The 23,202-nt window shown below is 41.5% G+C and carries 22 protein-coding genes and 1 other RNA gene; 7 read left to right on the top strand and 16 right to left on the bottom strand.

Translation table 11 applies throughout. From position 1 onward, the window contains the following. Nucleotides 1-3: 3 nt before the first annotated feature. From ACQKKO_RS00065 to ACQKKO_RS00075, 3 genes are all read right to left on the bottom strand, one after another. Entirely contained in the window at nt 4-1,281 is a 1,278-nt protein-coding gene (locus tag ACQKKO_RS00065) for an MFS transporter (RefSeq protein ID WP_498643146.1), read from the bottom strand. Between the two features lie 120 nt (nt 1,282-1,401). Next, entirely contained in the window at nt 1,402-1,791 is a 390-nt protein-coding gene (gcvH, locus tag ACQKKO_RS00070; RefSeq protein ID WP_498643147.1) for a glycine cleavage system protein GcvH, read from the bottom strand. Between the two features lie 71 nt (nt 1,792-1,862). Beyond that, nucleotides 1,863-2,219, bottom strand: a complete 357-nt coding sequence (locus ACQKKO_RS00075; protein ID WP_498643148.1) for an arsenate reductase family protein — start codon at nt 2,217-2,219, stop codon at nt 1,863-1,865. A 148-nt stretch (nt 2,220-2,367) separates the two neighbouring features. Here ACQKKO_RS00075 and ACQKKO_RS00080 point away from each other — a divergent pair, with 148 nt between their 5' ends. From ACQKKO_RS00080 to ACQKKO_RS00100, 5 genes are all read left to right on the top strand, one after another. Next, entirely contained in the window at nt 2,368-2,640 is a 273-nt protein-coding gene (locus ACQKKO_RS00080) for a hypothetical protein (RefSeq protein WP_498643149.1), read from the top strand. Nucleotides 2,641-2,657: 17 nt separating this feature from the next. Beyond that, the gene (locus ACQKKO_RS00085; protein ID WP_498643150.1) at nt 2,658-2,978 is read left to right on the top strand and encodes a spore coat protein; all 321 of its coding nucleotides are present in this window, start codon (nt 2,658-2,660) and stop codon (nt 2,976-2,978) included. A 143-nt stretch (nt 2,979-3,121) separates the two neighbouring features. Beyond that, the gene (locus ACQKKO_RS00090) at nt 3,122-3,493 is read left to right on the top strand and encodes a GntR family transcriptional regulator (protein ID WP_498643151.1); all 372 of its coding nucleotides are present in this window, start codon (nt 3,122-3,124) and stop codon (nt 3,491-3,493) included. Further along, a complete protein-coding gene (locus ACQKKO_RS00095; protein WP_498643152.1) occupies nt 3,490-4,374 on the top strand; it encodes an ATP-binding cassette domain-containing protein in 885 nt (294 codons plus the stop codon). Before ACQKKO_RS00090 ends, ACQKKO_RS00095 begins: the two co-directional genes overlap by 4 nt. Next, nucleotides 4,371-5,054 (top strand): DUF4052 family protein, encoded by a 684-nt coding sequence (locus tag ACQKKO_RS00100; protein WP_498643153.1) that lies wholly within the window; start codon nt 4,371-4,373, stop codon nt 5,052-5,054. Before ACQKKO_RS00095 ends, ACQKKO_RS00100 begins: the two co-directional genes overlap by 4 nt. 42 nt (nt 5,055-5,096) lie before the next feature. Here ACQKKO_RS00100 and ACQKKO_RS00105 read toward each other — a convergent pair whose 3' ends face one another. From ACQKKO_RS00105 to ACQKKO_RS00115, 3 genes are all read right to left on the bottom strand, one after another. Beyond that, nucleotides 5,097-5,714 carry a superoxide dismutase family protein gene (locus tag ACQKKO_RS00105; RefSeq protein ID WP_498643154.1) on the bottom strand — a complete coding sequence of 206 codons (618 nt, stop codon included), beginning with the start codon at nt 5,712-5,714 and terminating at the stop codon, nt 5,097-5,099. A 124-nt stretch (nt 5,715-5,838) separates the two neighbouring features. Beyond that, nucleotides 5,839-6,765, bottom strand: coding sequence for a manganese-dependent inorganic pyrophosphatase (locus ACQKKO_RS00110; RefSeq protein WP_498643155.1), 927 nt, complete (start codon nt 6,763-6,765; stop codon nt 5,839-5,841). Nucleotides 6,766-6,888: 123 nt separating this feature from the next. Continuing rightward, nucleotides 6,889-7,410 (bottom strand): GNAT family N-acetyltransferase, encoded by a 522-nt coding sequence (locus tag ACQKKO_RS00115; RefSeq protein ID WP_498643156.1) that lies wholly within the window; start codon nt 7,408-7,410, stop codon nt 6,889-6,891. Nucleotides 7,411-7,586: 176 nt separating this feature from the next. Here ACQKKO_RS00115 and ACQKKO_RS00120 point away from each other — a divergent pair, with 176 nt between their 5' ends. Further along, a complete protein-coding gene (locus tag ACQKKO_RS00120) occupies nt 7,587-8,753 on the top strand; it encodes a hypothetical protein (RefSeq protein ID WP_498643157.1) in 1,167 nt (388 codons plus the stop codon). Nucleotides 8,754-9,070: 317 nt separating this feature from the next. Next, nucleotides 9,071-9,919: a carbonic anhydrase gene (locus tag ACQKKO_RS00125; protein WP_498643158.1), complete on the top strand. Its 849-nt coding sequence runs from the start codon at nt 9,071-9,073 to the stop codon at nt 9,917-9,919. Nucleotides 9,920-9,970: 51 nt separating this feature from the next. Here ACQKKO_RS00125 and ACQKKO_RS00130 read toward each other — a convergent pair whose 3' ends face one another. The 10 genes from ACQKKO_RS00130 to ACQKKO_RS00175 form a co-directional block, all read right to left on the bottom strand. Further along, nucleotides 9,971-12,154 (bottom strand): Z1 domain-containing protein, encoded by a 2,184-nt coding sequence (locus tag ACQKKO_RS00130; RefSeq protein WP_498643159.1) that lies wholly within the window; start codon nt 12,152-12,154, stop codon nt 9,971-9,973. Between the two features lie 99 nt (nt 12,155-12,253). Beyond that, nucleotides 12,254-12,616: a transfer-messenger RNA gene (ssrA, locus tag ACQKKO_RS00135) on the bottom strand. 78 nt (nt 12,617-12,694) lie between these two features. Continuing rightward, nucleotides 12,695-13,168, bottom strand: a complete 474-nt coding sequence (gene smpB / locus ACQKKO_RS00140; protein ID WP_498643160.1) for an SsrA-binding protein SmpB — start codon at nt 13,166-13,168, stop codon at nt 12,695-12,697. Between the two features lie 74 nt (nt 13,169-13,242). Further along, nucleotides 13,243-15,600: a ribonuclease R gene (gene rnr, locus ACQKKO_RS00145; RefSeq protein ID WP_498643161.1), complete on the bottom strand. Its 2,358-nt coding sequence runs from the start codon at nt 15,598-15,600 to the stop codon at nt 13,243-13,245. Nucleotides 15,601-15,657: 57 nt separating this feature from the next. Next, entirely contained in the window at nt 15,658-16,404 is a 747-nt protein-coding gene (locus ACQKKO_RS00150; protein WP_498643162.1) for an alpha/beta hydrolase, read from the bottom strand. Next, nucleotides 16,385-17,113 carry an alpha/beta hydrolase gene (locus tag ACQKKO_RS00155; RefSeq protein ID WP_498643163.1) on the bottom strand — a complete coding sequence of 243 codons (729 nt, stop codon included), beginning with the start codon at nt 17,111-17,113 and terminating at the stop codon, nt 16,385-16,387. The genes ACQKKO_RS00150 and ACQKKO_RS00155 overlap by 20 nt, the downstream gene beginning before the upstream one ends. Before the next feature lie 29 nt (nt 17,114-17,142). Continuing rightward, nucleotides 17,143-18,141: an LLM class flavin-dependent oxidoreductase gene (locus ACQKKO_RS00160; protein ID WP_498643164.1), complete on the bottom strand. Its 999-nt coding sequence runs from the start codon at nt 18,139-18,141 to the stop codon at nt 17,143-17,145. 159 nt (nt 18,142-18,300) lie between these two features. Continuing rightward, entirely contained in the window at nt 18,301-21,384 is a 3,084-nt protein-coding gene (locus tag ACQKKO_RS00165) for a beta-galactosidase (RefSeq protein ID WP_498643165.1), read from the bottom strand. An 18-nt stretch (nt 21,385-21,402) separates the two neighbouring features. Then, nucleotides 21,403-22,239: a carbohydrate ABC transporter permease gene (locus tag ACQKKO_RS00170; RefSeq protein WP_498643166.1), complete on the bottom strand. Its 837-nt coding sequence runs from the start codon at nt 22,237-22,239 to the stop codon at nt 21,403-21,405. 16 nt (nt 22,240-22,255) lie between these two features. Continuing rightward, nucleotides 22,256-23,194 carry a carbohydrate ABC transporter permease gene (locus ACQKKO_RS00175; RefSeq protein WP_498643167.1) on the bottom strand — a complete coding sequence of 313 codons (939 nt, stop codon included), beginning with the start codon at nt 23,192-23,194 and terminating at the stop codon, nt 22,256-22,258. Nucleotides 23,195-23,202: the final 8 nt, after the last annotated feature.

Below are 23,202 nucleotides of genomic sequence, written 5' to 3' on the forward strand. Positions count from 1 at the left end.
TGGTCAACTTTTTTCAACGACTAGAGGGGCTGGAATATCTTTCTGCTTCCGGCCAAATACAAAATAGAAGTAAACAGAACCAATTAAATAGAGACATGCGGTAATTGTAAAAACAATGGCATAGCCTGTATACGAACCATACATTAACACAATGCCCATAGACACCGGTCCCATGATTGCCCAACCTAATTGAAAGACCATTTGCCCTAATGAGTTGGCGAGACCACGCATAGAGGGGTCAACCAATCGCATCATAAGTGCTGAGTGAATTGGGTTTCCAGCATTCATTAAGGCCTGCCTGAACAAAAATCCAATGACGGCGAGCCAGAGAATTTCTGTATAGGCGCTTAACAAAAGAAATGGTAGTGATCCAATTTGAAGTAGCACAACGGCTTTAACCTCGCCAAATCGTTTTACCACACTCGGTCCAATCATCATAGCGACCGCTGTCATCCCCTGTCCGAGCGCCAGGATGATCCCTACAAGTGAATAACTTACATCAAAGCGATCCGTGAAATAAAGATTTAAATATGGGATAACCAGCCCTGAGCCAAAGCCGATTAACAAGCTGGCCAACGCAAATAAAACAATTAATTTTAAGGATTCTTTTTTCTCAGCTAACTGCTTGAATCCAGACAATCGTCCTGCTTGGAACGACGCTATCTTTCGTTTTTCTTTTATTTTTATAAGTGGTATCAACCCTACACAAACAATGGTCACACCAATTAAAAGTGTAATTCTGACACTCTCGAGCATGGAGATGTCGAACCACGTATGTAGGGAGTCGGTTAATATTCCACCAAATAAGTTCCCTATAACATTGGCAGCCATCATCATCGCCGCATTTAAGCTAAATAAATGGACGCGTTCAGATTCCTTCGAGTTCTCTGCAAGGAGTGGAATGGCTGTTACCTGTACAAATGCCATAAAAAAACCTGTGATGAAGGCTCCAAGAATTAAAAGATCTTCTGCGATACCAACACTCCGCAAGACCAAGCTTGCCGCGACCATGATTGAACCAATGAGAATGAGACGCTTACGCCCAAGTCGATCGCTTAGCAAGCCTACTGGAAGTAACGCAATTGCTGTAGCCGTTGCCTGCATGGCGATTACTCGGCCGTTTACATCATCAGCATAGCCAAGTTCTCTTATATAATAATTATAAATGACCATAAAAATGCCCATTCCTACATTCAGCATAAAAGAAGCCAAGAGAAATAGACGAATGTTCAGATTGTATCCTTTAATTTTTGTTGACCAATCCTTTGTAAATTGAGCCATTTGCCCTCTCCTATATCTTTCTATTTCGGTTCCCTAAGTAATCATATACGAACTTCTATAGAAAGAGAAGAGATAACGCACAAAAAAACCCTCCAAAAATTGAAGGGTTTCCGTACGTATTTAGTCTTCGCTAATCATTGTGTTGTACTCATCAGCAGACATTAGCTTGTCTACTTCACCTGCATCCTTAGGTTCAACAACAATCATCCATGCTTTTTCGTAAGGTGACTCATTCACAAATTCTGGAGAGTCATCTAAGTTCTCATTAATCTCAACAACTTTACCGCTGATTGGTGCGTATAATTCAGATACTGTTTTCACTGATTCAACACTACCAAATGGCTCGTCCGCTTCGATTTCGTCGCCAATCTCTGGAAGCTCAACGAATACGATATCCCCAAGCTCTGATTGAGCAAAGTCTGTAATTCCAATACGAACTTTATCTCCTTCTGTTTTAACCCATTCATGTTCCTCTGAATACTTAAGTTCTGCTGGTAAATTGTTCGTCATGTCATAACCCCTCCATCAACTTGTTCCAATCTGCATTTATTATAACTGAACTTCGTTATAAAAAAAATGAGTTAGTTCCAGATTTGTTCAAATTGTTCTTCTTTAAATCCAAGTGTTACTTTATCGCCATCTGTTGTAATCGGTCGTTTAATCAGCATTCCATCAGAAGAAAGGACCTCTAGCATTTCATCTTCGCTCATTGATGCGAGCTTATCTTTTAGTTCTAATTCCCTATACTTTTGACCACTCGTATTAAAAAATTTCTTTAATTCAAGTCCGCTTTTATTGTACAAATCCTTTAACGTTTCTTTTGAAGGTGGATCTTCAACAATATGTATTGAATTGACATCAACTTGATGATCTTCTAGCCACTTTTTTGCTTTTCGACAGGTTCCACATTTCGGATACTGATAAAATGTCACACTCATATTTGTTGCCTCCCTAGGTTGTTCTTACTGCTATTATGTCCGATTTACGGTACCTCTACAATTGATACGCATTTTGGATGGATAAAAACCGTCAACATTTTTCAAACTAAAGACGTATGGCCAGTTTGATTAAAAAGGAGGCTACATCATGCAACAGCAACAACAAGGAACACAAGCTAACCAGCAGCAAGGGTTTATGCAGAAACCACCTCAGGTTATCTCTGTAAAGGATCATCTTTACCTTAACGACATGCTTTCTTGGAACCTACTTGCGATGAAAAAAGCGAATTTCTATGCATCTTATTGTCAGGACACAGAAATTAAAGAAGCGATCACGCAAGCCGGACAAATGCACCAGCGCCATTACGAGCGTTTGCTTAATCACCTGAAGCCAACAACTGAACAACCAACTGTACAGTAAAAGAAGGGAGAATTCACATGAAAATTCAAAATCAAGAAACATCATTTCCGAAAGATACGCAAATGACAGATCGTGAATTCATCACGGATATGCTGACGACTGAGAAGTACATCACACATTCATATGATGTCGCTGAAAATGAGGTCAGTCATTCAGAGCTTTATCAGGACATAAGCACGATTTATCAAGAATCTCAGGATTGCCAACGTAATCTGTATGATGTCATGTTTAAAAAAGGTTTGTATGCCATTGATAGCGAATCGCCACAGAAATTACAACAAAGCTACCAGCAATTTTCAGGATATTCCAACCAGTTTCCGTACTCTGGCACACATTAATTAAATGCAGAAAAACACCTCTAGAACAATGCTTCAGAGGTGTTTTTCGTATGCTTTCCTCATAATCTAATTCTTTTTTTGTTGACACAATTCAACCGACGTTCTATAGTTAGTTACATTAGTAACGAACCAAGGAGGTAATGATGTCTCATTCGATCGATGATAGTCAACCGATCTTCCAACAAATTGCAAGACGGATCGCGGACGATATTATTAACGGCACAACAAAAGAAGGTGAACAAGTGCCTTCAACAAACCAATTTGCCAAGCATTATCAGATCAACCCAGCTACCGCAGCAAAAGGGATTAACCTTCTTGTCGAACAAGAAATCTTATTCAAAAAAAGAGGTGTCGGGATGTTTGTTGCAGAGGGAGCCAAAGAGATTTTACTGAAAGAACGTAAAGTAGAGTTTTACGAGCGATATATTGTTCCATTACTACAGGAAGCTGAGTATCTTCAGCTTAGTAAAACCCAAATTAAACTGTTAATTGATGAAGGAGGAAATGAAAAATGACGTTTCAAGCAACTGTCCAACAAGTTTCAAAAAAAATCGAGAAAAACCAAATTTTAACCGAAGTAAATTGTTCATTTCAAGAGGATGTTATCTACGGACTGTTAGGAAGAAACGGAGCAGGTAAAACAACTTTATTAAACCTCATTTCAGGAAAAACACTCCCAGATACAGGAGAAGTTAAAGTCAAAAACCATCAACCCTTTAACCACTCCGACACGTTAAATCACATTTGTTTTATCCGAGAAAGTAAGAACTTTAAGCCTACCCTTACAATTAAAACAATCTTAAAAACAATGCCTGCCTTTTACCCTAATTGGAATGCTGAAAAGGCTCTTGAGCTTCTCGAGATCTTTGAGCTGCCTCATCACAAAAAAGTGTCTCAGCTCTCAAAAGGAATGGAGTCCGCTCTTGGCATTACAGTCGGTATTGCTAGCAGATCTCCGCTAACCATTTTTGATGAACCATATATCGGCATGGACGCCCATGCACGGCAGCAATTTTACGAGGTACTAATTGAGGATTATTCTGAGCATCCACGAACAATTATTCTATCCACTCACCTGATTGACGAAGTCAGCGATCTGTTCCAAGAAATCTATTTCATGAAAAAAGGACGGATCTCTCTACACGAGACGGTGGAACAGCTTCAAGAGCGTTCATTCCTTATAAAGGGACCAAAGGAAGCCATTGAAGCTCTTGCAACAAAAGGGAAGGTACTGGATCGGTCTCATTTCATGGGAGATTACAGCATCACACTTTATATTGAAGACGCGGAAGAGTTAGCAAGTCTTCATATACCGGCCAGCTGCTCCAGACAAAAACTCTCTTTACAACAATTAATGGTTTATCTAACAAATCATAAGGAGGAATCATTCACATGAATCAGTTAGTTGCGCAACTTCGAATTCATGCTTCTGAGCTTGTAAAAAGCATAACAATTTTTTGGTCAATTTTACTTACGATCATTGTAGCCTCTTATTTGATCGCATTTTTTGTTGGTGTACCGGATATGTTTGTTGTAACAAACGCACCAATCATTGTCTTTGTCGCTATCACTGCTTTTCGTTTAGTCAAAGAAGATCTTGATTACTCAATCCATCTTGGTTTAACACGTAATCAATTCACTTTAGGTAGTATGGTTTATATCCTTGGGATGTCCGTACTCTTTAACCTAGTTCACCAAATCGTTCTTTTTATCGCTGCCACTCTTCAAGGCTCTGTTTTAAGAGATACACTAACCTTTATGTCTTGGTCTTCCATCTTAAACATTGAAACTAGTTTCTTTGTAGACTTTGGACTGGATTTGTTATTAACCATTTTAGTAGGATTTCTTCTCTTTTTCCTTGCTAGTTTGCTGAACCGCTTCGGACAACTAGCGCTGTATATTGTGGCATTAGTCTTTGTACTTGCATTGATCATCCCCGTTGTGAATCAAAAACTCTTTGAAATCGTTATAGATTTCTATCGAGGAACAGATCTTCTCTTTATTTGGGGATTGATCGGCGCAATCATTTTAATCCCTCTCTTTAGCTTTTTGACCTTACAAAAAGCTTCAGCATAAATAAAACAAACTGGCTCCCCTCGGGAGAACCAGTTTGTTTTATTATTCACTCGACTCTACGACACCACACGCCACTCGGTCACCTGCATCTCCCGTTGATAATGATTCATCATCAGGTCCAGTCTCGTCTTGTTCACTAGATTGATACCTGTCAGGAATATGCCCTAAGTTATCAGGACCATCATGGATCATGACTGACGTTTCATTCGTTAGATCCTCTATAGTAAATTGATCATAGCTAAAAGTTAGTTGTGCGGTTCCGTCCTCATTCACATAAAGTGGAGGAAAATCCCCTGCATGCTCGCCATGATCTACCCCTTCAGGATTATAGTGCCCTTCAGCTGTTGTAAAGGCTCCATCACTGTGATCATGCTCGCAGCTTGGAGCCTCGTGTAAATGAAACCCGTGATACCCAGGCTCCATCCCATTCACCGTAGCCTCTACAAATAGTTTTCCATCTGGAGAAAGAATAAAGTTAACCATGCCAACTGAATCTCCTTCATCACTCATCAATTCGGCTGAGGCTTCTGGCTCTGTTCCTTCTGACACCTCAATGTCTGATTCAGGTTCAAATGCATCCGTTGCTGGCTCTTCTTCCCCGCAAGCGACTAAACCAAGACTGACTGTTACTCCTAATAAGATCGTGGCCATTCGTTTCATTTAACCGTCTCCCCTCGTTATGTATATTTTTCTATAACCGTTATAAGGGGTTCGTAAAACATAGACATCTTGGGAAAATCTAAAAAAGAACCCGGTTACGTGCACCGAGTCCTTGGTTGCCTTCTTATTGAAGAATTTCTGATAATGGTGGTACCACTTGTTTTTTTCTAGAAACGACACCAGGAAGGCTCGCTGTATGATTCTCTAATGTTACGTTAAATGCCTTTTCAACCGCATCTGTAGAGGTTCCAAGAGCAAGAATCACTGAATCATTTGCAAGGATGTCTGTAATGACAAGAACAAACAAATCTAGTCCTTTTTCTGAAATGACTTGATCAAGCGTTGCTTCAATCTCAGATTGACGAGCCTGAACATCCTGCACGTCTACTGTGTTAACTTGAGCGATCTCAACCTTCTTCTCTCCCATTGCAAATTCTTTCGCATCTAAAGAGATCAGTTCGTGAACTGTTTTTTGGCTTAAGTCTGCTCCTGCTTTAAGCATCTCCAAACCATATACTTGGCTATCTACTCCTGCAATGGCTTCAAGTTCTTTTGCTGCTGCCACATCTTGATCCGTGCATGTTGGCGATTTAAATAAAAGAGAATCAGAAATAATTGCTGAAAGCATCAACCCAGCAAGTTCCTTTGTTACTTCTACATTGTTTTCTTTAAACAATTTTAAAAGGATTGTTGCCGTACAACCAACGGGCTCAGCACGATAATAAAGAGCTTCATTCGTCTCGAAGTTTGCGATACGATGGTGGTCAATCACTTCAACCACACGTACATCTTCAATGTCGTTTGCACTTTGTTGCTTCTCGTTGTGATCAACAAGAATAACATCTGATACTTCATTTGCTACCGTATCAACTAGACGTGGCGCCTCTATGTTAAAATACTCTAACGCAAACGCCGTTTCCCCGTTCACTTCACCTAAACGAACCGCTTCTACGTCCGCTCCTACTTTCTTTTTAAGCTCTGCATAGACAATAGCAGATGTAATTGTGTCTGTATCTGGATTTTTATGACCAAAAACCAATTGTTTACTCATAACTCTCTCCCTCTTTATCCAACTTGATAAATGTTTATGTCCATACGATCATACCAAATCTTTTCCTTTAGGGAAACCAATAGAGAAAGGGAAAATGAAAAAATCTGTCGGAATACTTTGATATTAATTTCTTTGAAGATATTCTTCGCGCAAAATCGCATAATAGTATTCATCCCACCAATCATTCTGATAAGGAATACATTTTTTAAAGTACCCTTCCCTTCTCATCCCTAACTTCTCCATAATCTTATACGAAGCTGGATTTTCAGGCTGGCAGGTTGCAATGATTCGATGGACGTTCATACACTTGAAGGCATGAGTAAGGACTGCGAGGGCAGCTTCTGTTGCAAACCCTTTATTATAGTAGGAAGGGTTAAAGATCCACCCAATTTCATACGTGAAGTCACCAAAACATGGAGCAAAACTAAGGTGACCAATTAACATATCCGTACGATTTAAAACAACAGCAACATAATGTGCATTTTTTGAAGAATTCTTAATGACAAATTCCTTAGCCTGATTCTGTGAGAAAGGATCCTCTGGAATAAAGTGCATGACGTTCGCATCCTTGGTATATGCGTAAAGTTCCTCCCAATCTCTTTCCTTAAATGATCGTATTGTTAATCTTTCCGTTCTAATATCCATATAATTTCCTCTCTTCCCCAGAAAAATAAATCAAAAGAAAATAGTCGAAACTTGACGAATATGATATGATAGCTTTTATTATTCAGAACTATTTATGTTATCACGCAATTTAAATAGACTGAATTTACACATTAGTAAATGAACACATTTTTTTAGAATGTTTGGGGGAAATCATTATGAATCCAGTTGTTGTCACCATGATCTTGCTTCTAGTCCTTGCATTAGGAGAGCTTATTTCCATTTTAACAAAAGCTCGCGTTCCTATGCTGCTGGCTTCGTTAATGATCTATTTAGGTCTTTTATGGACAGGTATTGTTCCAGCCGGTTTAATGTCAGATTCTTTACTAAAAACATTTGGCTCGCTTGCTATCGCACCATTAATCGTACACCTTGGTACACTTATTCCTTTTTCACAAATTAAGGGTCAAGTGAAACCGATCGTCATCGCCGTAACCAGCTCTCTATTTGCCGTTGGTCTTGTACTATTAATTGTTACAGCACTCTTTGATTATCAAACAGCTGTTTCAGGAGCAGGCCCGGTTGTAGGAGGAATCGTTGCCTTCTTATTAACAAGTGAGAAATTGACTCAAATTGGTTTAGCTTCACTTGCCGTACTACCTGCACTTATCCTTGCTATTCATAAACTAGCAGGCATTCCATTTGCCTCTTACTTTCTGAAAAAACATGCATTATCTATTAAAGCATCCATAAAAGATGGTTCATATAAAGGTTCAACAACCATGTCAGCAAATCCACACGCGGAGGAAACAAGAAAATCATTACTACCTGCTAAATTCCAGACACCAATCGTTCTACTTGCTCAGCTGTTCATTGCAGGTTCTATCGCCATTGGCCTTGAAGCAGTAACAGGAATTAACTACTCGATTTTCTGTTTAATCATTGGGATTGTTGGAACGTATTTCGGTATCTTGCAACCGCAAATGCTAAACAAAGCCAACTCAACAGGAATTTTTATGGCAAGCTTAATGCTTGTTGTCATTGCATCGATGGATCAAGTTACACCGGACGTATTCATGAGCTACCTTCCACAGGTCTTTACGATTTGTCTGATTGGTACAGTTGGTGTCATGGTCGGTGGGTTCATCATGTCAAAACTATTCAAATATGAAAAGAACCTTGGAATACCGGTTGCTCTGACAGCATTGTTTGGTTTTCCAGCAGACTATATCCTTTGCGAGGAAGTCGCACGAGAAGTCGGCGAAAACGAAGAAGAGCGCGCAGCCATCATGAACGGGATGGTAACTCCCATGTTAATGGGTGGGTTCGCTACTGTTACAACCGGTTCGATTGTTATTGCAAGTATTTTGGTTGAGACATTGTAAAAGAAAAAAGAGGACCGGATGAATCTGTTGATTCGTCCGGTTTTTTGTTTTTGGATAGGCTTTGATGCGTGAAGGTCGGCCGAGTGCTTTGACTTAACACGGGTTTCTCCTCTTGCTGTGCGCGGGTTTCCTTCATCCTGCGCGACTTTCAGCCTACTATGCGCGGGCTCCCCTCATTTTGCTTGACTCTATTAACCCCCTTACCACAGTCACCAAAGATGGATAATCTCATAGTTAGTAAAACTATTTTCCCAATCTTAATTCTTTCATTCTAGCGATATAATGGAGATCATTCATATATCTGGAGGGACATTCCTTTGAAACCAGCAAACACATTTTTAAAAACTACAGTAGCAGCGACCATTCTATTATCTAGTACTTCCTTTTTACCTGAAGCAATGATTGCACACGAAAATCAGACAAGCTCATCTATTATCTCTTCACCCTATGATCGTTTAACTGCAAGCGCATCTCCATCTCGTGATTGGTCATACTCCGGATCAACAGGCCCTGAATTCTGGGGGGAGCTGGATTCTGAATTTAAAGCCTGCTCCAATGGCATCGAACAATCCCCAATTGCGCTAGAGCCAAACGAGGTCGGCGAAGAAAAATGGAATCTAGATTTAGATTATGCGCGAACAGAGTTTTCCATTGAAAACAATGGTCATACGATTCAAGCAAATGTGGTTGAGAAAAAAGGTCAGCCTTCCAATCAATTAACACTTGGCGACTCCACATTTGAATTGCTTCAATTTCATTTTCATTCACCGAGTGAGCATACGCTAGCAGGAGAATCCTACGAAATGGAAGTGCATCTAGTACATAAAGATGAGCAAGACAATCTTGCTGTTTTAGGGGTATTAATGGAAGAAGGAAAAAATAATAAAACGCTAAAAGATATGTGGAAGTGGATGCCGACTCGTGTTGGAACATCTACTAAAACGGTCAAATTAAATCCTAATGAACTAATTCCTACTGATCTATCAACTTTCCAATATGACGGTTCTCTTACAACCCCGCCTTGCTCGGAAGGTGTGAAATGGAGTGTGAGTGATTCTTCTATCACACTCTCTGCGGAACAGCTTCAAGCTTTTCAAGATTTGTACCCGAATAACTATCGCCCCATTCAAGATTTAGGGGATCGTGAAGTTGGTTTTCACTACTAAAATTAAAAGCTCATCGCATTGTGCTGCGATGAGCTTTTTTAATGACTAAATTCAATCAATCGTCTTATTTGCAAAAATAGTCGTCTGGGTTGTTTGTGGCGTTACAATCACTGGCCAATAAAAAGCTCCACCACGCCATCCTTGCTCCAACAGTCCATTTTGCCTTGTTAAAATCAGTGCTGAAACGGTTTTTGCAAGCTTTCTCGCTACTTTTAATTCATCCTGTGCGGTATCTGGTGAATCTTCAAAGCTATTCGTTGAAGGTCTGATACGTCCAATGTTCCGGTTCTCCCTTAGAACAATCCAAACCTTGCCTCGATCCCTCGTCTCGTTTTCCTCATTTAAATAGTTCAGGATCGCCACATGTTGTTCTAGATCCCATTCATAGTTCTCATGCATCACATACGTCTCTGCGATTTGCTGTAACAATCGTACCGCATCCCCCTTAAGAACGAGGAATGAGCGCCGGTCTTCATAATCAACTTTCAATGCATTCTCACGCAACTGTTTTACAAAGGCATCGATCTTGTTCATCTTCGGTTTTAACTGGGTTTTAGGTAGTGTTTGAAACCCTATAGGCAACAATCGTTTACCTGCTTTTAACGTATGAATACTGGAGAGAAGAATTTTATTTGGGTTACAAGGAATGATGTTGTTATGCAAATCTTTTCTAATAAAGGTGACTTCTCCACCATTCGCGCCTGTTTCAAATGCCTGGCGTAGCTCTTTATCGAACTCATGCATCCGCTCCATTACAGAATAAATACGCTTTGTTGTATAAAAACGAGTCAGGGCTACATCCGCTAATGGGCGTGCTCCATACATCCTTGAATGCTGCAATACCGTATCCTGTTGGAATCTTTGCGGGTTACGACCGTAATAAAAGCCAATCAAGTTCCCGATCGTGATCCCTCTATCTAAAATTTGACCGCCTATAAATAAATTAAGGGGTGTACGTAATTTAAGCTGTCCTGACTTGTCTAAGAGATTCTCTACATCCTTTTCTGAGTTGACGATTTCAATCAACAATTCTTGATCTATTAGTGATTCTTTTACACTTTCTAGTGCGTCAGTGAAAGACGGAAAATATACATCACTCAGTCTAGATCTTTTTAAATCATTATATGCATGAAGGATCAGTTCTTCGAAAATTGCCGGATCATCCTTCAGTGCTTCTACCAGTTTTTCTTCCATTAATATGGCAACATCTTCCTGCCATTGATGAGCTGATTTTGACGTCATCGTGTGAATAATGAATGCATATTTTTCTAGTCTATCGCCCAACTTCCGCTGCTGCAGATTTCGAATCTTACCTGCTACGATAAAGTTGATCAGAGCGCTTCGAATCCCCTCTATACGCGGATTAGTCAGTAAGGTATCTGCTTTTACTCTACGTTTGTCGCTCTTTGCTAAGATCTTCAGCTCTTCTTCTTGAATTTCATGGTATAAAAAACGCGCCGGATGATCATCAACCTTTGAGTGTTCAAAGTACATCTTACCTCCGACATATTTATCATGAATCGGTACTAACTCAGTGAACGCCGGACGCTTCGGTTGATACCTTTTATGTTCATGAATCGCCATGTCTTCCGGTTGCAAGTATAGTGAATATGGTGTTGCGGTTACTTGTAAATAGGAAGCATTCACAAGCTTTGCTCTTATATCATCAATTTGACCAGCGATCACTCGTAACTCTACTATATTTTTTTCTTTCGCATTCTCATACGCAACAGAAGCAAAGTCCGCCTCATCATCAATAAATAAAAGCTTGCGCGATGCTAACACGATATATTGTTCGAAAAGCAGCTTTTCTAGTCGTTCCATGTTCTTCTTTTCTTTTTTTAACACAATCACTAACTTTTTCTTTAATTCATAGTTACGTAGCTTGTCTGGCATTTTCATAATGTCATAGACAGCTAGTTGATCTTGATCAATCGCTTCACTGTACTCCTGTTCAATTCGTTCATAGGTTTGTTTAACTAGTGCACTTGAATTCTTGGTGAAAATAACGACCACATCATATCCGTTATCATAAGCTAAGCCCATTGCTCCAATAAACGAACGTGTTTTACCAGATTGGATGTTTCCTAATAGCATCCCTGGCTTGTTTGAAGAGGTTGAGCTTGTAAGCAAGTTTCGAACGGTGTTTTGCATTGTTTTCAGTTCTTGTTTGTTGTATCTATTTTTCTCTTTTAAACGCTTGAAATAATCCCCTACTACGAGCTCTGTCGACATCTTTCTTAACCCTCTCTTTGTTACAGACTACAATAAAAAAGCCACAAGCGTGAATGATTCATCGCTTGTGACGCTTGGCGAGGTTCAAAGAACCCCTATGTATGGAGACGGTGGGAATCGAACCCACGTCCAGAAACAACGACACTTACGCTTCTACGAGCGTAGTTACTGTATTAGCATTTCGCCGTCATCTCAGCCCAGCAACAGGCTTTGATACGGCTAGTCCGATTATTCTCTTCCTGCCCCTTCAGACTGCAGGGGAAAAGGCGTAGCCCACTTAGAGTGAGTCCCAGGTCCTACCACATGGGCGATGGAGGGTGGAACCGCAAAAGAGCTGTTACGCTGCTACTGCGAAGTTGTTGTTTTCTTTGCCAGTTAATTGGCTTTGGCGTTTTAACGTGGCCGACCCCCACGACTCGCCACGCAAGCACGACCTGTTCCTGTCGAATCCAAAACGTCCCCGTGTCAGAAAAAGTTCCGAGTTCAAGTGCCTCGGAACTCTAATAATAACATAATCAGCGGACAAAATCCACAAATATGCTATCCGTTAAATCTTTCCTTTAGTGCACGATCGACTTCGCGTTTTGCGTCCTGACGACGAAGGGTATCACGCTTATCGTAGTTCTTTTTCCCTTTTGCTACTCCTAGCAGTACTTTCGCAAAGCCGTTTTTGATATAGACTTTAAGCGGGACTAGGGAATAGCCTTGCTGTTGCGTTTGTCCAATCAGCTGACTGATCTCTTTTTTCTTCAGCAACAATTTGCGAGCACGTGTTGGCTCGTGGTTAAATCGGTTTCCCTGCTCATATTCCGCAATATGCGCATTATGGAGGTAAACCTCTCCATTACGGATGCGAGCAAATGAATCTTTAAGGTTCATTCGCCCTGCTCGCATGGATTTGATTTCTGTTCCTTGAAGGACCATTCCAGCTTCGAATGTTTCTTCTACAAAGTAATCATGTCTGGCTTTTTTATTTTGAGCGACTAGATTATCATCTGTTTTTGGTTTTGCCATTGTCCGCACCTCAAATTCTCTTCGTGCATCTATCTTAGCAAAGGCTTTAAGTGAACGTCAATTGGGGCTATCAGCTATGAACGCTTTTTCCGTTTACCTTTTTTGCGCTTTGCTCCTGGAGCATTTTCATAAAACGGCTTTTTCTTTTTACGATTGCCTGTTGAGGACGAGCCTTCACTTGGTTTGCTTTCTCTTGAACCAGCTGTTTTTAGTGGTTTACGTGCATTCTTTCCAGGGCGTTGCTTACGCTTTCCACCGTCGATTACTTTTGGACGACTTTTCGGAGCACGTGGCGCTCGCGCTTTCATGCCTGTCAGTTCAAAGTCTATGGATGCTTCTTCCACATTCACTTGGACCACACGAATTTCTACTTCATCACCGATACGGAACATCTTACCTGTTCGTTCTCCAATCATGGCAAATTGCTTTTCATCGTAATGATAGTAGTCATCTGTGAGATAGCTAACATGAACAAGTCCTTCAATGGTGTTTTCAAGCTCTACAAAGAGTCCGAAGTTGGTCACACCACTAACAATTCCCTCAAACACTTCGCCAATCTTATCTTCCATGTACTGAGCCTTTTTCGCACTGTCAGTGTCACGCTCTGCATCCACAGCACGGCGTTCCATTTCAGAAGAATGCTTTGTAATCTCAGGAAGCTTTTCTTTCCAATAGTCTTGAGTGGCCGTATCGATTTTTCCTTTGATTAAATACGTACGAATCAATCGGTGTACGATTAAGTCAGGATAACGACGAATCGGCGATGTGAAATGAGTATAGAATTCTGTTGATAAACCAAAGTGTCCTACACTGTTCGGGTCATACTTCGCCTGCTGCATGGAACGAAGCATTAATGTACTAATCACAGCTTCTTCCGGCTCACCTTTGACTTCAGCTAAAAGCTTCTGTAAGGCGCGTGGGTGCACTGTGTTTGCTGTTCCACGTACAACGTACCCAAAGGTTGTGATAAACTCCATAAACTTCTCAAGCTTTTCCGTTTTAGGATCCTCGTGAATTCGATACACGAAAGGAAGGTCCAGACGGTGGAAATGCTCAGCAATCGTTTCGTTTGCTGCAAGCATAAATTCTTCAATCAGCTTTTCAGCAACGGAACGCTCACGAATAGCCACGTCAACTGGCTTACTTTCTTCATCAACAATGACCTTTGCTTCTTTAAAATCAAAGTCAATTGCACCACGCTCTGTACGTTTGTTACGAAGAATGGCTGCAAGCTTTTCCATACGCTCGAAGAAAGGAATCAGTTCTTTATATTTCTCACGAACCTCATCATCAGTGTTTAACAGGATTGAATTAACATCTTGGTAGGTCATACGTTCTGTTGTACGAATAACACTTTCAAAAATGTCGTGCTTTACTACTTTGCCTTGAGCATCAAATTCCATCTCACAAGATAGAGTTAATCGATCCACCTGAGGATTCAATGAACAAATCCCATTTGAAAGGCGATGTGGAATCATCGGAATGACTCGGTCAACCAAGTATACACTTGTTCCACGCTCAGCTGCTTCCACATCGATTGGTGAGCCTTCTGTGACGTAATGAGTCACGTCAGCAATATGAACACCAAGTACATAGTTTCCGTTATCAAGCTGTTTCACTTGAACGGCATCATCCAAGTCTTTAGCATCCGCACCATCAATGGTAACGATTGTCTCATCGCGTAAATCACGGCGCCCTTCAATCGCAGCGGGGTCAATGGTCTCTCCCACATCTTCTGCTTGCTTAAGTGCCTCATCTGGGAAGGCTAAAGGAATGCCATGCTTATAAATAATACTTAGGATGTCCATTCCAGGATCATTTTTATGACCGAGTACTTGCTTTACTTCCCCTTCAGCACCGGCGCGGCCTTTTGGATACTTTGTAATCTCAATAACAACTTTATGACCAGCGACTGCTCCTTTTTCTTTTCCTTTTGGTATTAAAATATCATCAGGAATTCGCTTGTCGTCCGCTCGTACCATTCCATAGGCTTCGTAATCTAGATATTCACCAACAATATCGGTAGACCCGCGCTCAACGATCCGAATGATTTTCCCTTCTTGCCTCGAACCTGATGATTTAGAATGGAGTCGAACAAGAACGGTGTCGCCATTCATCGCACCTTCCATGTCTTCCGCGCTTACGTAGATGTCTGTCTCCCCTTGTTCCTCAGGAATAACAAATCCAAAACCTTTTGCGTGCGCTTGAAGTCTACCTCTTGTTAGGTTCATTTTCTCAGGTACACCGTATCGATTGGTTCTTGTCTGCACAAGAATACCTCTGCGTTCCATCTCATTTAATACTTTAACAAGCTCTTTAAATTCATCACTATCTCTAGTGGGAAACGCCACTTCTAATTCCGAGACAGATAGCGGCTTTTCTGCTACATCTTTAAAATAGTGAGTGAGTTTGACTACTAATTCTTCATTCATTTTTTCGTACTCCTTTCGTTTCTTCCATTTGCCCGTTCTATCTGTCCCTGCACTAAGCTATTGATCCCAATCACATGAATCAAGAAAGTTAAGAACATCCTGATGGAGCTGCTCCTTCTCATCCCCAAGTGTAATGACATGACCTGAGTGCTCGTACCATTTCAGCTGTTTGTCAACTGACTCAGCTTCATCATGAATAATGTTTGCGCTATTTGTATCAATCATGCCATCGTTTCTTGCTTGTACAACAAAGAGTGGCGAATAAATAAAATCTAGCTGGCTTCTTACATCGTCCATTAACTCTTTTAGTTTAAATAGTGTATCCATCGGAAGCTGTTTGAACGCATCCATCTCTTCCTGGATTTCACTCTCTGATTTTTGTTCACGTTTTTTGTATGCTTCTGCATACTCAAGCATACCATTATAAATCGCATCCTCTGTTTTGGCTCTTACCGGAGCACACATTGATACGATACCCTTTACAGGTAAAGTGTAACCGATTTTCAAAGAGAATACCCCTCCGAGTGATAAACCGCAAACAGCGATCTCGTCATAGCCTTTATCTTTTAAAAATTGATAACCGGCTTCAACATCACTCCACCAGTCTTCAGGACCTGTTTGCACCAACTCTTCCGGTGGGACCCCGTGTCCCTTATAAAGCGGGGCATATGAGGTATACCCCTCCTTTTGTAGAAAGCGACCAATCATACGTACATCTGCTGTTGTTCCAGTAAAGCCATGCAGGAGTAAGACTGCGCGCTTACCCCCTTCAAAGAAAAATGGCTTAGGTGCTACTAATTTCATGTTGTTCATCCTTTCGATCGATCTGATCCAATAAAAAATCATGTATAAGAATCATTAATTGATCCTTTTCAAAGCCATGACAAATCATGTGTCGTCCATCTTTTAAATAATGAATGTGTTTCTCCTCGGATGCAATGGTTCGAAACAAAAATTCCGAACTCTTCCTAGGAACTAACGCATCCTTTTCCCCTTGAATAATTAAAACGGGCGTATGCACATGACGAATGTATGGACGAATCTTTTTTACCGCCGTCATAAACTGACGAACAGCAGCCATTGGCGTATGCGTCATCTTATGTGTATACAAGTCAACAAGCTGATCTGGTTCTGCTTGCCCCGTTAGTCTGATGTGAACCGCCGCCCTTACACTTTCAAGCAGCATAGGAGGATTTAAATAATAGGCTGCCGCACTTAATAGAACCAGTTTCTTTATCTCATATTTAGCAGCAATATAACAAGCTAAAAGGCCGCCCATTGAAAATCCAATAACGTACACTTCTTCACACCGTTTGATGAGCTCTAGTGTCGCGACTTCAACCATATAAAGCCACTCTTGATACGTAACCTCTCGTAAATCCTCATCTGGGCCATGCCCAGGTAGAGTAGGAGCGTATACCAGCCACCCTTTTTGTTTTCGCAACGATTCAGCAATTGGTTCAATTTCCCACGGTTTACCTGTAAAGCCATGAATACATAGACAACCGATCATGGTTTCTCCACTCCTTTTTCATAAAATCACTATTTTATGTTCAGAGCCTCTGATACGAGTTGATACGAACGGAGGCGATCAGTGAATGAATGGATATTACATAGAATTAAAAATTCATCCATTCCATATTGTTCGGCGAGCTTACCTAACTGCTCACGCACCGTTTTTGGTGAACCAATGATCGTTCGCGTCCGGTTATGTATCATACGCTTGTAGTCTTCATCTGTATACTGATACCCGCTTGCTTCTTCAATGGAAGGAATACGGCTATCAAGCCCTTTTTCAACACGAAGCAGCCAAAGATCCTGACTACTTGCTAAGCGCTCAGCCTCTTCATCTGTTTCGGCACAAACCACAAACACAGCAGCAAGCATTTGAGGCGTTTTGGACCACTCATTCGGTGTAAAGTGCTCGCGATAGGTTCGCATCGCCTGTTCCCCACGTGCTGACTTAATAAAATGTCCAAACACATACCCTAGCCCACGCTTCGCCGCTTGCTCAGCACTATTTTCACCTAATCCTAGAATCCAAAGTGGAGGTGGGGTTTCTAGTATTGGGGCCGCTTTAACCCCCGTATTCGGATGGCTACGCGGTAAAGTGTCTCTGACATAATGGATGAGATCATCCATTTGTCGCCAAAAATCATCTAAGCTTCGAGGTGTACCATCCATCAGTGCCCGACGCAACGCCGGTGTCCCACCAGGAGATCGTCCCAGCCCTACATCAACCCTGCCCGGAAATACGGATTCAAGCTGTTTCGTTACCTCAGCTACTTTAAAAGGACTATATTGAGGAAGCAATATGCCTCCAGAACCTACTCGAATGGTCTCTGTTTTAGCTGCAATAGCTGCCATTAAGATCTCAGGCGCCGTACTTTGCATGCCCTTTGTTCCATGATGTTCAGCAAACCAATATCTAGTATACCCCAGCTTCTCAGCAAGCGTAGCCATCTTTATCGTTTCTTGCATTTTTTCGGTTACAGTCTGACCTTTAGATAGAGGGACTTGATCTAATACACCTAATTTCATTTTCTGTATTCGCCTCCCTCCAGCTATTGTATCCTTTTACGTTTATTTTCCCTATTTATCTGCTTTCCACACATGGTATGCGGGAGTTTAATGTTCCACTCCCCTCTCCCCCACACACAAAAAAACAGTGAGCATCGACCACGCTCACTGTTCACTCTCTTATACCCTTAACCCTTCCGACTGCACGGTAACTTCCTTAGGTCGATAGGTTGCCATCACTTCACCCTTTGCATCGGTACAGAACAACACAGAACGCTCTTGTTCTAGTGCGATAGAATAGGTCCGATCAAGGACTGGATTAGTCACTTCAACTTCCACATCACCGGCGCATTCAGATACAAAGATATACAAGTCACCTTGGGCAAACGAAAGTCTTCGTCCATATACACCAGGATGATCGCCACCTTTTTTCCAAATAAGTTCTTCACCGACAAACGCTTGTTGAAGAGCAAAACCGTATAGTGCTTTCACGGTTTCAACTCGGTCGTTTAGCTCTATAGGTAAAGGACTCCAAATGAACGTCCCTTGCCCAACAGTTAATATTTTTACAGCATTTCCTTTCGCATCGTTCAATTGCTCCTTAGACAACTCTGCAATCTTCCGTTCCCCAAAGCTCACTGGAAGTGCCTGATCTCCAAGCATTAACGATTCCTCTCGCAACACATTTAAGAGGGTGGAATCACCAAGCTCTATTTTCAGTCGTTCCGACGTTTTCCAGCTTTCATTTAACCGAAGTGGTCCTGTGTAAAGAACCGTCCCTCCTTGATTCGCGTACTCCAGGAGCTGGTCAAATGCATGGTCACTAAAATTATGCGCACTCGGAACAATAACAAGCTTCGGTTTGTCCTTACACAGATCGTGTAAATGGTACTCGCTAAATCCCCGCGCATGAACATTACATTCGTACGACAGCGTGCGCACTGCTTTTGTTGTTGCCTCAAACGCAAGCTTGCGAGTAGAAAAGTCGTTTGAATACGGATAGACAACCGCCACTTCTTCAAGTTTCCGATCAACGAAGAGCTCTTTTGCTTCATTTATAAATGCACCAAAATCATAGGATACATCCGCTTCCGGCTTCTCGGTTCCATCTGCACGAAGCGCTCCAATGTTAGACTCGTTCACATTATCCATATAGAAGTTTGTATTCCAAAGCCACTGCACCGCACCGGCTCCTCCTGTTGAAAATGCATAGGCATACTTGCGCTCTAGAATATTTCTCAACTCTTCCTCTGAGCGTTTTGCGAGGCCATCTGGTTGCTCCAGATACATAATGCCTGTTTCCTGCACTAGATTCGGTTTGAAAGGTGTTTTTGTAAACACGCCGTCCCATACAAGATGATCCATCTGCCACCATGTGTGATTCGTTGTGTAATCAACAACAGACTCATAGAAAAAAGGAGTAGGTCGTTGAGAACGTAATGCCTCATCTTGACCAACAGTGATCAAACGGTCGCTATTTATTGTTTGAATGATTTTTGATAGCTCCTGCGCCCACCTATTGTGCATATCCATCGTAAATAAAGTGTAGTCACGCCAAATTAAATTCTTTGCTGGGTTTCTCATATCTTGTATGTCAAAATTCATATCCTCTGGTTCAGGAGGCATGACATCTTCAAAGCTACTCAATTCTACAGATGAATAATTCCATACTTCTTGAACCTTACGAATCGTACCGTACTTATCCTTTGTCCATTCTTGAAATGCCTTGATCTCAAATGAATCTCTAGCTGAACGTGGCCCCGAGAAGATTCGTTTCGGATCAAACATTGATGGCTCGTTAATGAGGTCCCAATGCAAGTGCGTAGCCTTTTTGTATCTAGATACAATCGCCGCAATAAATCGTTTCTGTGCGTCCAGACTTCTTGGATCGAGATACGGGTTCTTTCCTTCCCACATCTCTGGCGTGAACGCAAAGAATGTGAAGCATAGGTCAAGGTCGTTCTTTTTAGCGGTTAAAACAAACGCATCGATTGCACGAAGTACTTCTTCATACGGGTGGCCATCAACATACATCACTTGTCTCCATGCCGTCCAAATGCCCGATCGGATGTGATTAATGCCCGCCTCTCTCATTTGTTCCATGTCTTGATCCCAGACAAGCGCATTCGGCATAAAGAGGAACTTCCTCGCCACATCCGATGTCATATAGGTCATACCAACAACCGGGAATGGTTTACCGTCTTTCTCAAAATAATCTCGGCCTGCAATTAGCGGTGAACCTTCTTGCAGTAAGGTTTCTGAGAATCCCCAAAATCCTTGGTTAAAATGGATAACCTCTCCCGTTGATGAAAGGGCTTTAACATGGATAGTGTAGAAGCCCTCCTCCACCTGAAACGGCATCGTTCTTCTGAGACTTGACCATTCTCTCGACTCATCAAACGTAAATACCTCCTGATAGCTGATCTCATCAGATCCATCCTTTAGAACATGCAGCTGCATCGTCCATTGCTTTCCTTTTATGTGAGCCAGGCTTTGAAGTTGTATCGTTAGAGTTGGAGTCTCACCTGGGTAGTAGCTGGCATACCCTGGTTTTACCCAAATTTCCGTTACGCCCTCAGACGTATAGCGCGCAGACTCATTAAGCACCTCTACTCCATGCTCCCAAAACACATCATCCGTCCGTTGATTAATAAACATCCAACGTCCACCTGCAAATGAACCCTTTGTATTTTCAATTAATACAACAGGAGCCGAAATCTCTCTACCTTCCTCTGAAATCCCTTTAAGCATTGGGTAGATATGCGCATCCATCGGTCCACTTGACCCATTTTCATGTGGTTGATCATCCTGCTTTGTCGGGTGCAAAACAAAACCATATGTCGGTTGAATCGAAAAGGCTTTTTCAAGACCATCAAGCATTGGACGATCAGCTGAACTTACAAGCTCACGTACTTTAGAATGATTAACCTTCAGGGCTTCATGTATATTTAGGTGCTGATGATAAGCTGTTTGCTCCACTTCAATCTTCCATTCACCCTCTTCTTTATAAACAGGAAAGCGAAAAGGAATATCCCCTACATGGACAAGCCCTCCTCCGCCTTGGAGGAAACGCAAGATCGTATGCCAATGGTCTTTCGGAAAATAGGAACCGTGTAAATGTACAAGGGTCTGGTAGTTACCACTCGCAAGCGCCAACTCCAACTCATCGGTGTTTGCAATGTCTTGGAGGCTAGCAAGTTGGTTTTCAGACGGGCGCACGCCATCAAATGGAAACGTAGAATCATAGAAAAACAAAATACTCATGATCGAACCCCTTTACTTCTAGTTTTTCACAGCACCTTCAGTAAGACCTGCGATAAAGTAACGACTGAATAAAATAAATACAATTAAGATCGGAAGTGTTGCCATAAAGGTTCCAGCTAGGATCATTGAATAATCCGTATAAAAGACGTCATTTAACGTCCGTAACGCAATTTGAATCGTGTGTACACTGCGATCTTTTAAAACAACCAACGGCCAGAGAAAATCGTTCCACGTGTTCATAAACGTAACGATTCCAAGTGTGGCAAGCCCTGGTTTCACAGTAGGAAGTACAATATTCCAATACGTCCTGAATGTGCTGCACCCATCCATTCTAGCCGCTTCTAGTAGCTCATCAGGAATGGCAGTTGAAATGTACTGTCGCATCCAAAAGACTCCAAATGCACTGACCATCGCTGGTACAATAACCGCTTGTAGCGTATCAATCCATCCAAGACTACTAATGATCATAAAGGATGGAATCAATCCTAATTGAGGCGGTATCATCATCGTTGCTAGTAAGAAAACAAATAAGAGATTTTTCCCTTCAAACTGCAGCTTGGCAAAAGCAAAACCAGCGAGTGAACTAAAGAATAAAACAGATAACGTAACAGTTGATGAGATAAAAAAGGAATTAAACATCGCTCCAAAAAAGTCGATGCGATCAAACACGTTCATCGCATTTTCAATAAAATGAGTTCCCGGTAACATCGCCGGTGGGAACTGATTAACAGAAGAGGTCGTATTTGAACCGATGACAAACATCCAGTAAAAAGGGAACAGCGATAATAAGGAACTGATGACCAAAAAGGTATATAACAACACTTTAGGCCCTTTTCTTTGTCCAACTTCTTTCATAGTCATGTCACTCCTTTTATGCAGACTTTATCCGTTTGGTTAAGAACATATTTAATAGCGAAACAAGAATGATAATGAGGAACAACACCCATGCAATTGCTGCTGCGTATCCAAATGAGAATCGTTCAAATGCTTCTTGGTATAAGTAAAGAGTCATTGTTAGACCTTGAGACTCTGAACCCGCACCAAAGATTAATGGCTCTGTAAATACTTGCATTCCACCAATGGATGATAAGAGAACGGTAAAAATGATAATTGGTCGAACCATTGGAATGGTGATATAAAAGAATTGCTGAACTTTAGTAGCCCCATCAATCGTTGCTGCTTCATATAAGTCTTTCGGAATACTTTGAAGGCCCGCTAGATAAATGATCGTGTTATACCCGACCCATCTCCACATGACCATTAGAGAGATCGCAACATGCGTTCCAAAGTAGGAACCCTTCCAGTTAACCGGATCAATCCCAATCATGCTAAGAACATAGTTGATGATTCCGTACTGAGTACCAAAAATAGCAGAGAACACAATGGTTACTGCAACAATTGACGTCACGTTCGGCATAAACACAGCTAACCTGAAAAGACTTTTGCCTTTCAAAAAGGCCTGGTTTAGAATAAATGCCAAAATTAATGCGACAAACAGCTGTGGTATCGTCGAGAGTGCCCAAATACTAAATGTATTTCCCACTGACTTCCAAAACAACGGGTCATTTGTAAATAACCCTACATAGTTTGCAAATCCAATAAACTCTCGTTCGCCGAGAATGTTCCATTTATGAAAAGATAGATACGCTGTGAAAATAAGTGGAAACATCCCAAAGACACCAAACAGTAAAAAGAACGGAGAAATATACAGATAACCTGAGATTCGGTCACGAACCCGTTGGTTATACTTTCTCTTTGGCGCGCGGGGTGCGGGTGGTGTAGCTTGTTGCACGTTTGTTGGAGTGCCCATCATCTTCA

The sequence above is a fragment of the Alkalihalobacillus sp. NPDC127517 genome, assembly GCF_050276055.1.
Taxonomy (GTDB): domain Bacteria; phylum Bacillota; class Bacilli; order Bacillales; family Bacillaceae_D; genus Alkalicoccobacillus.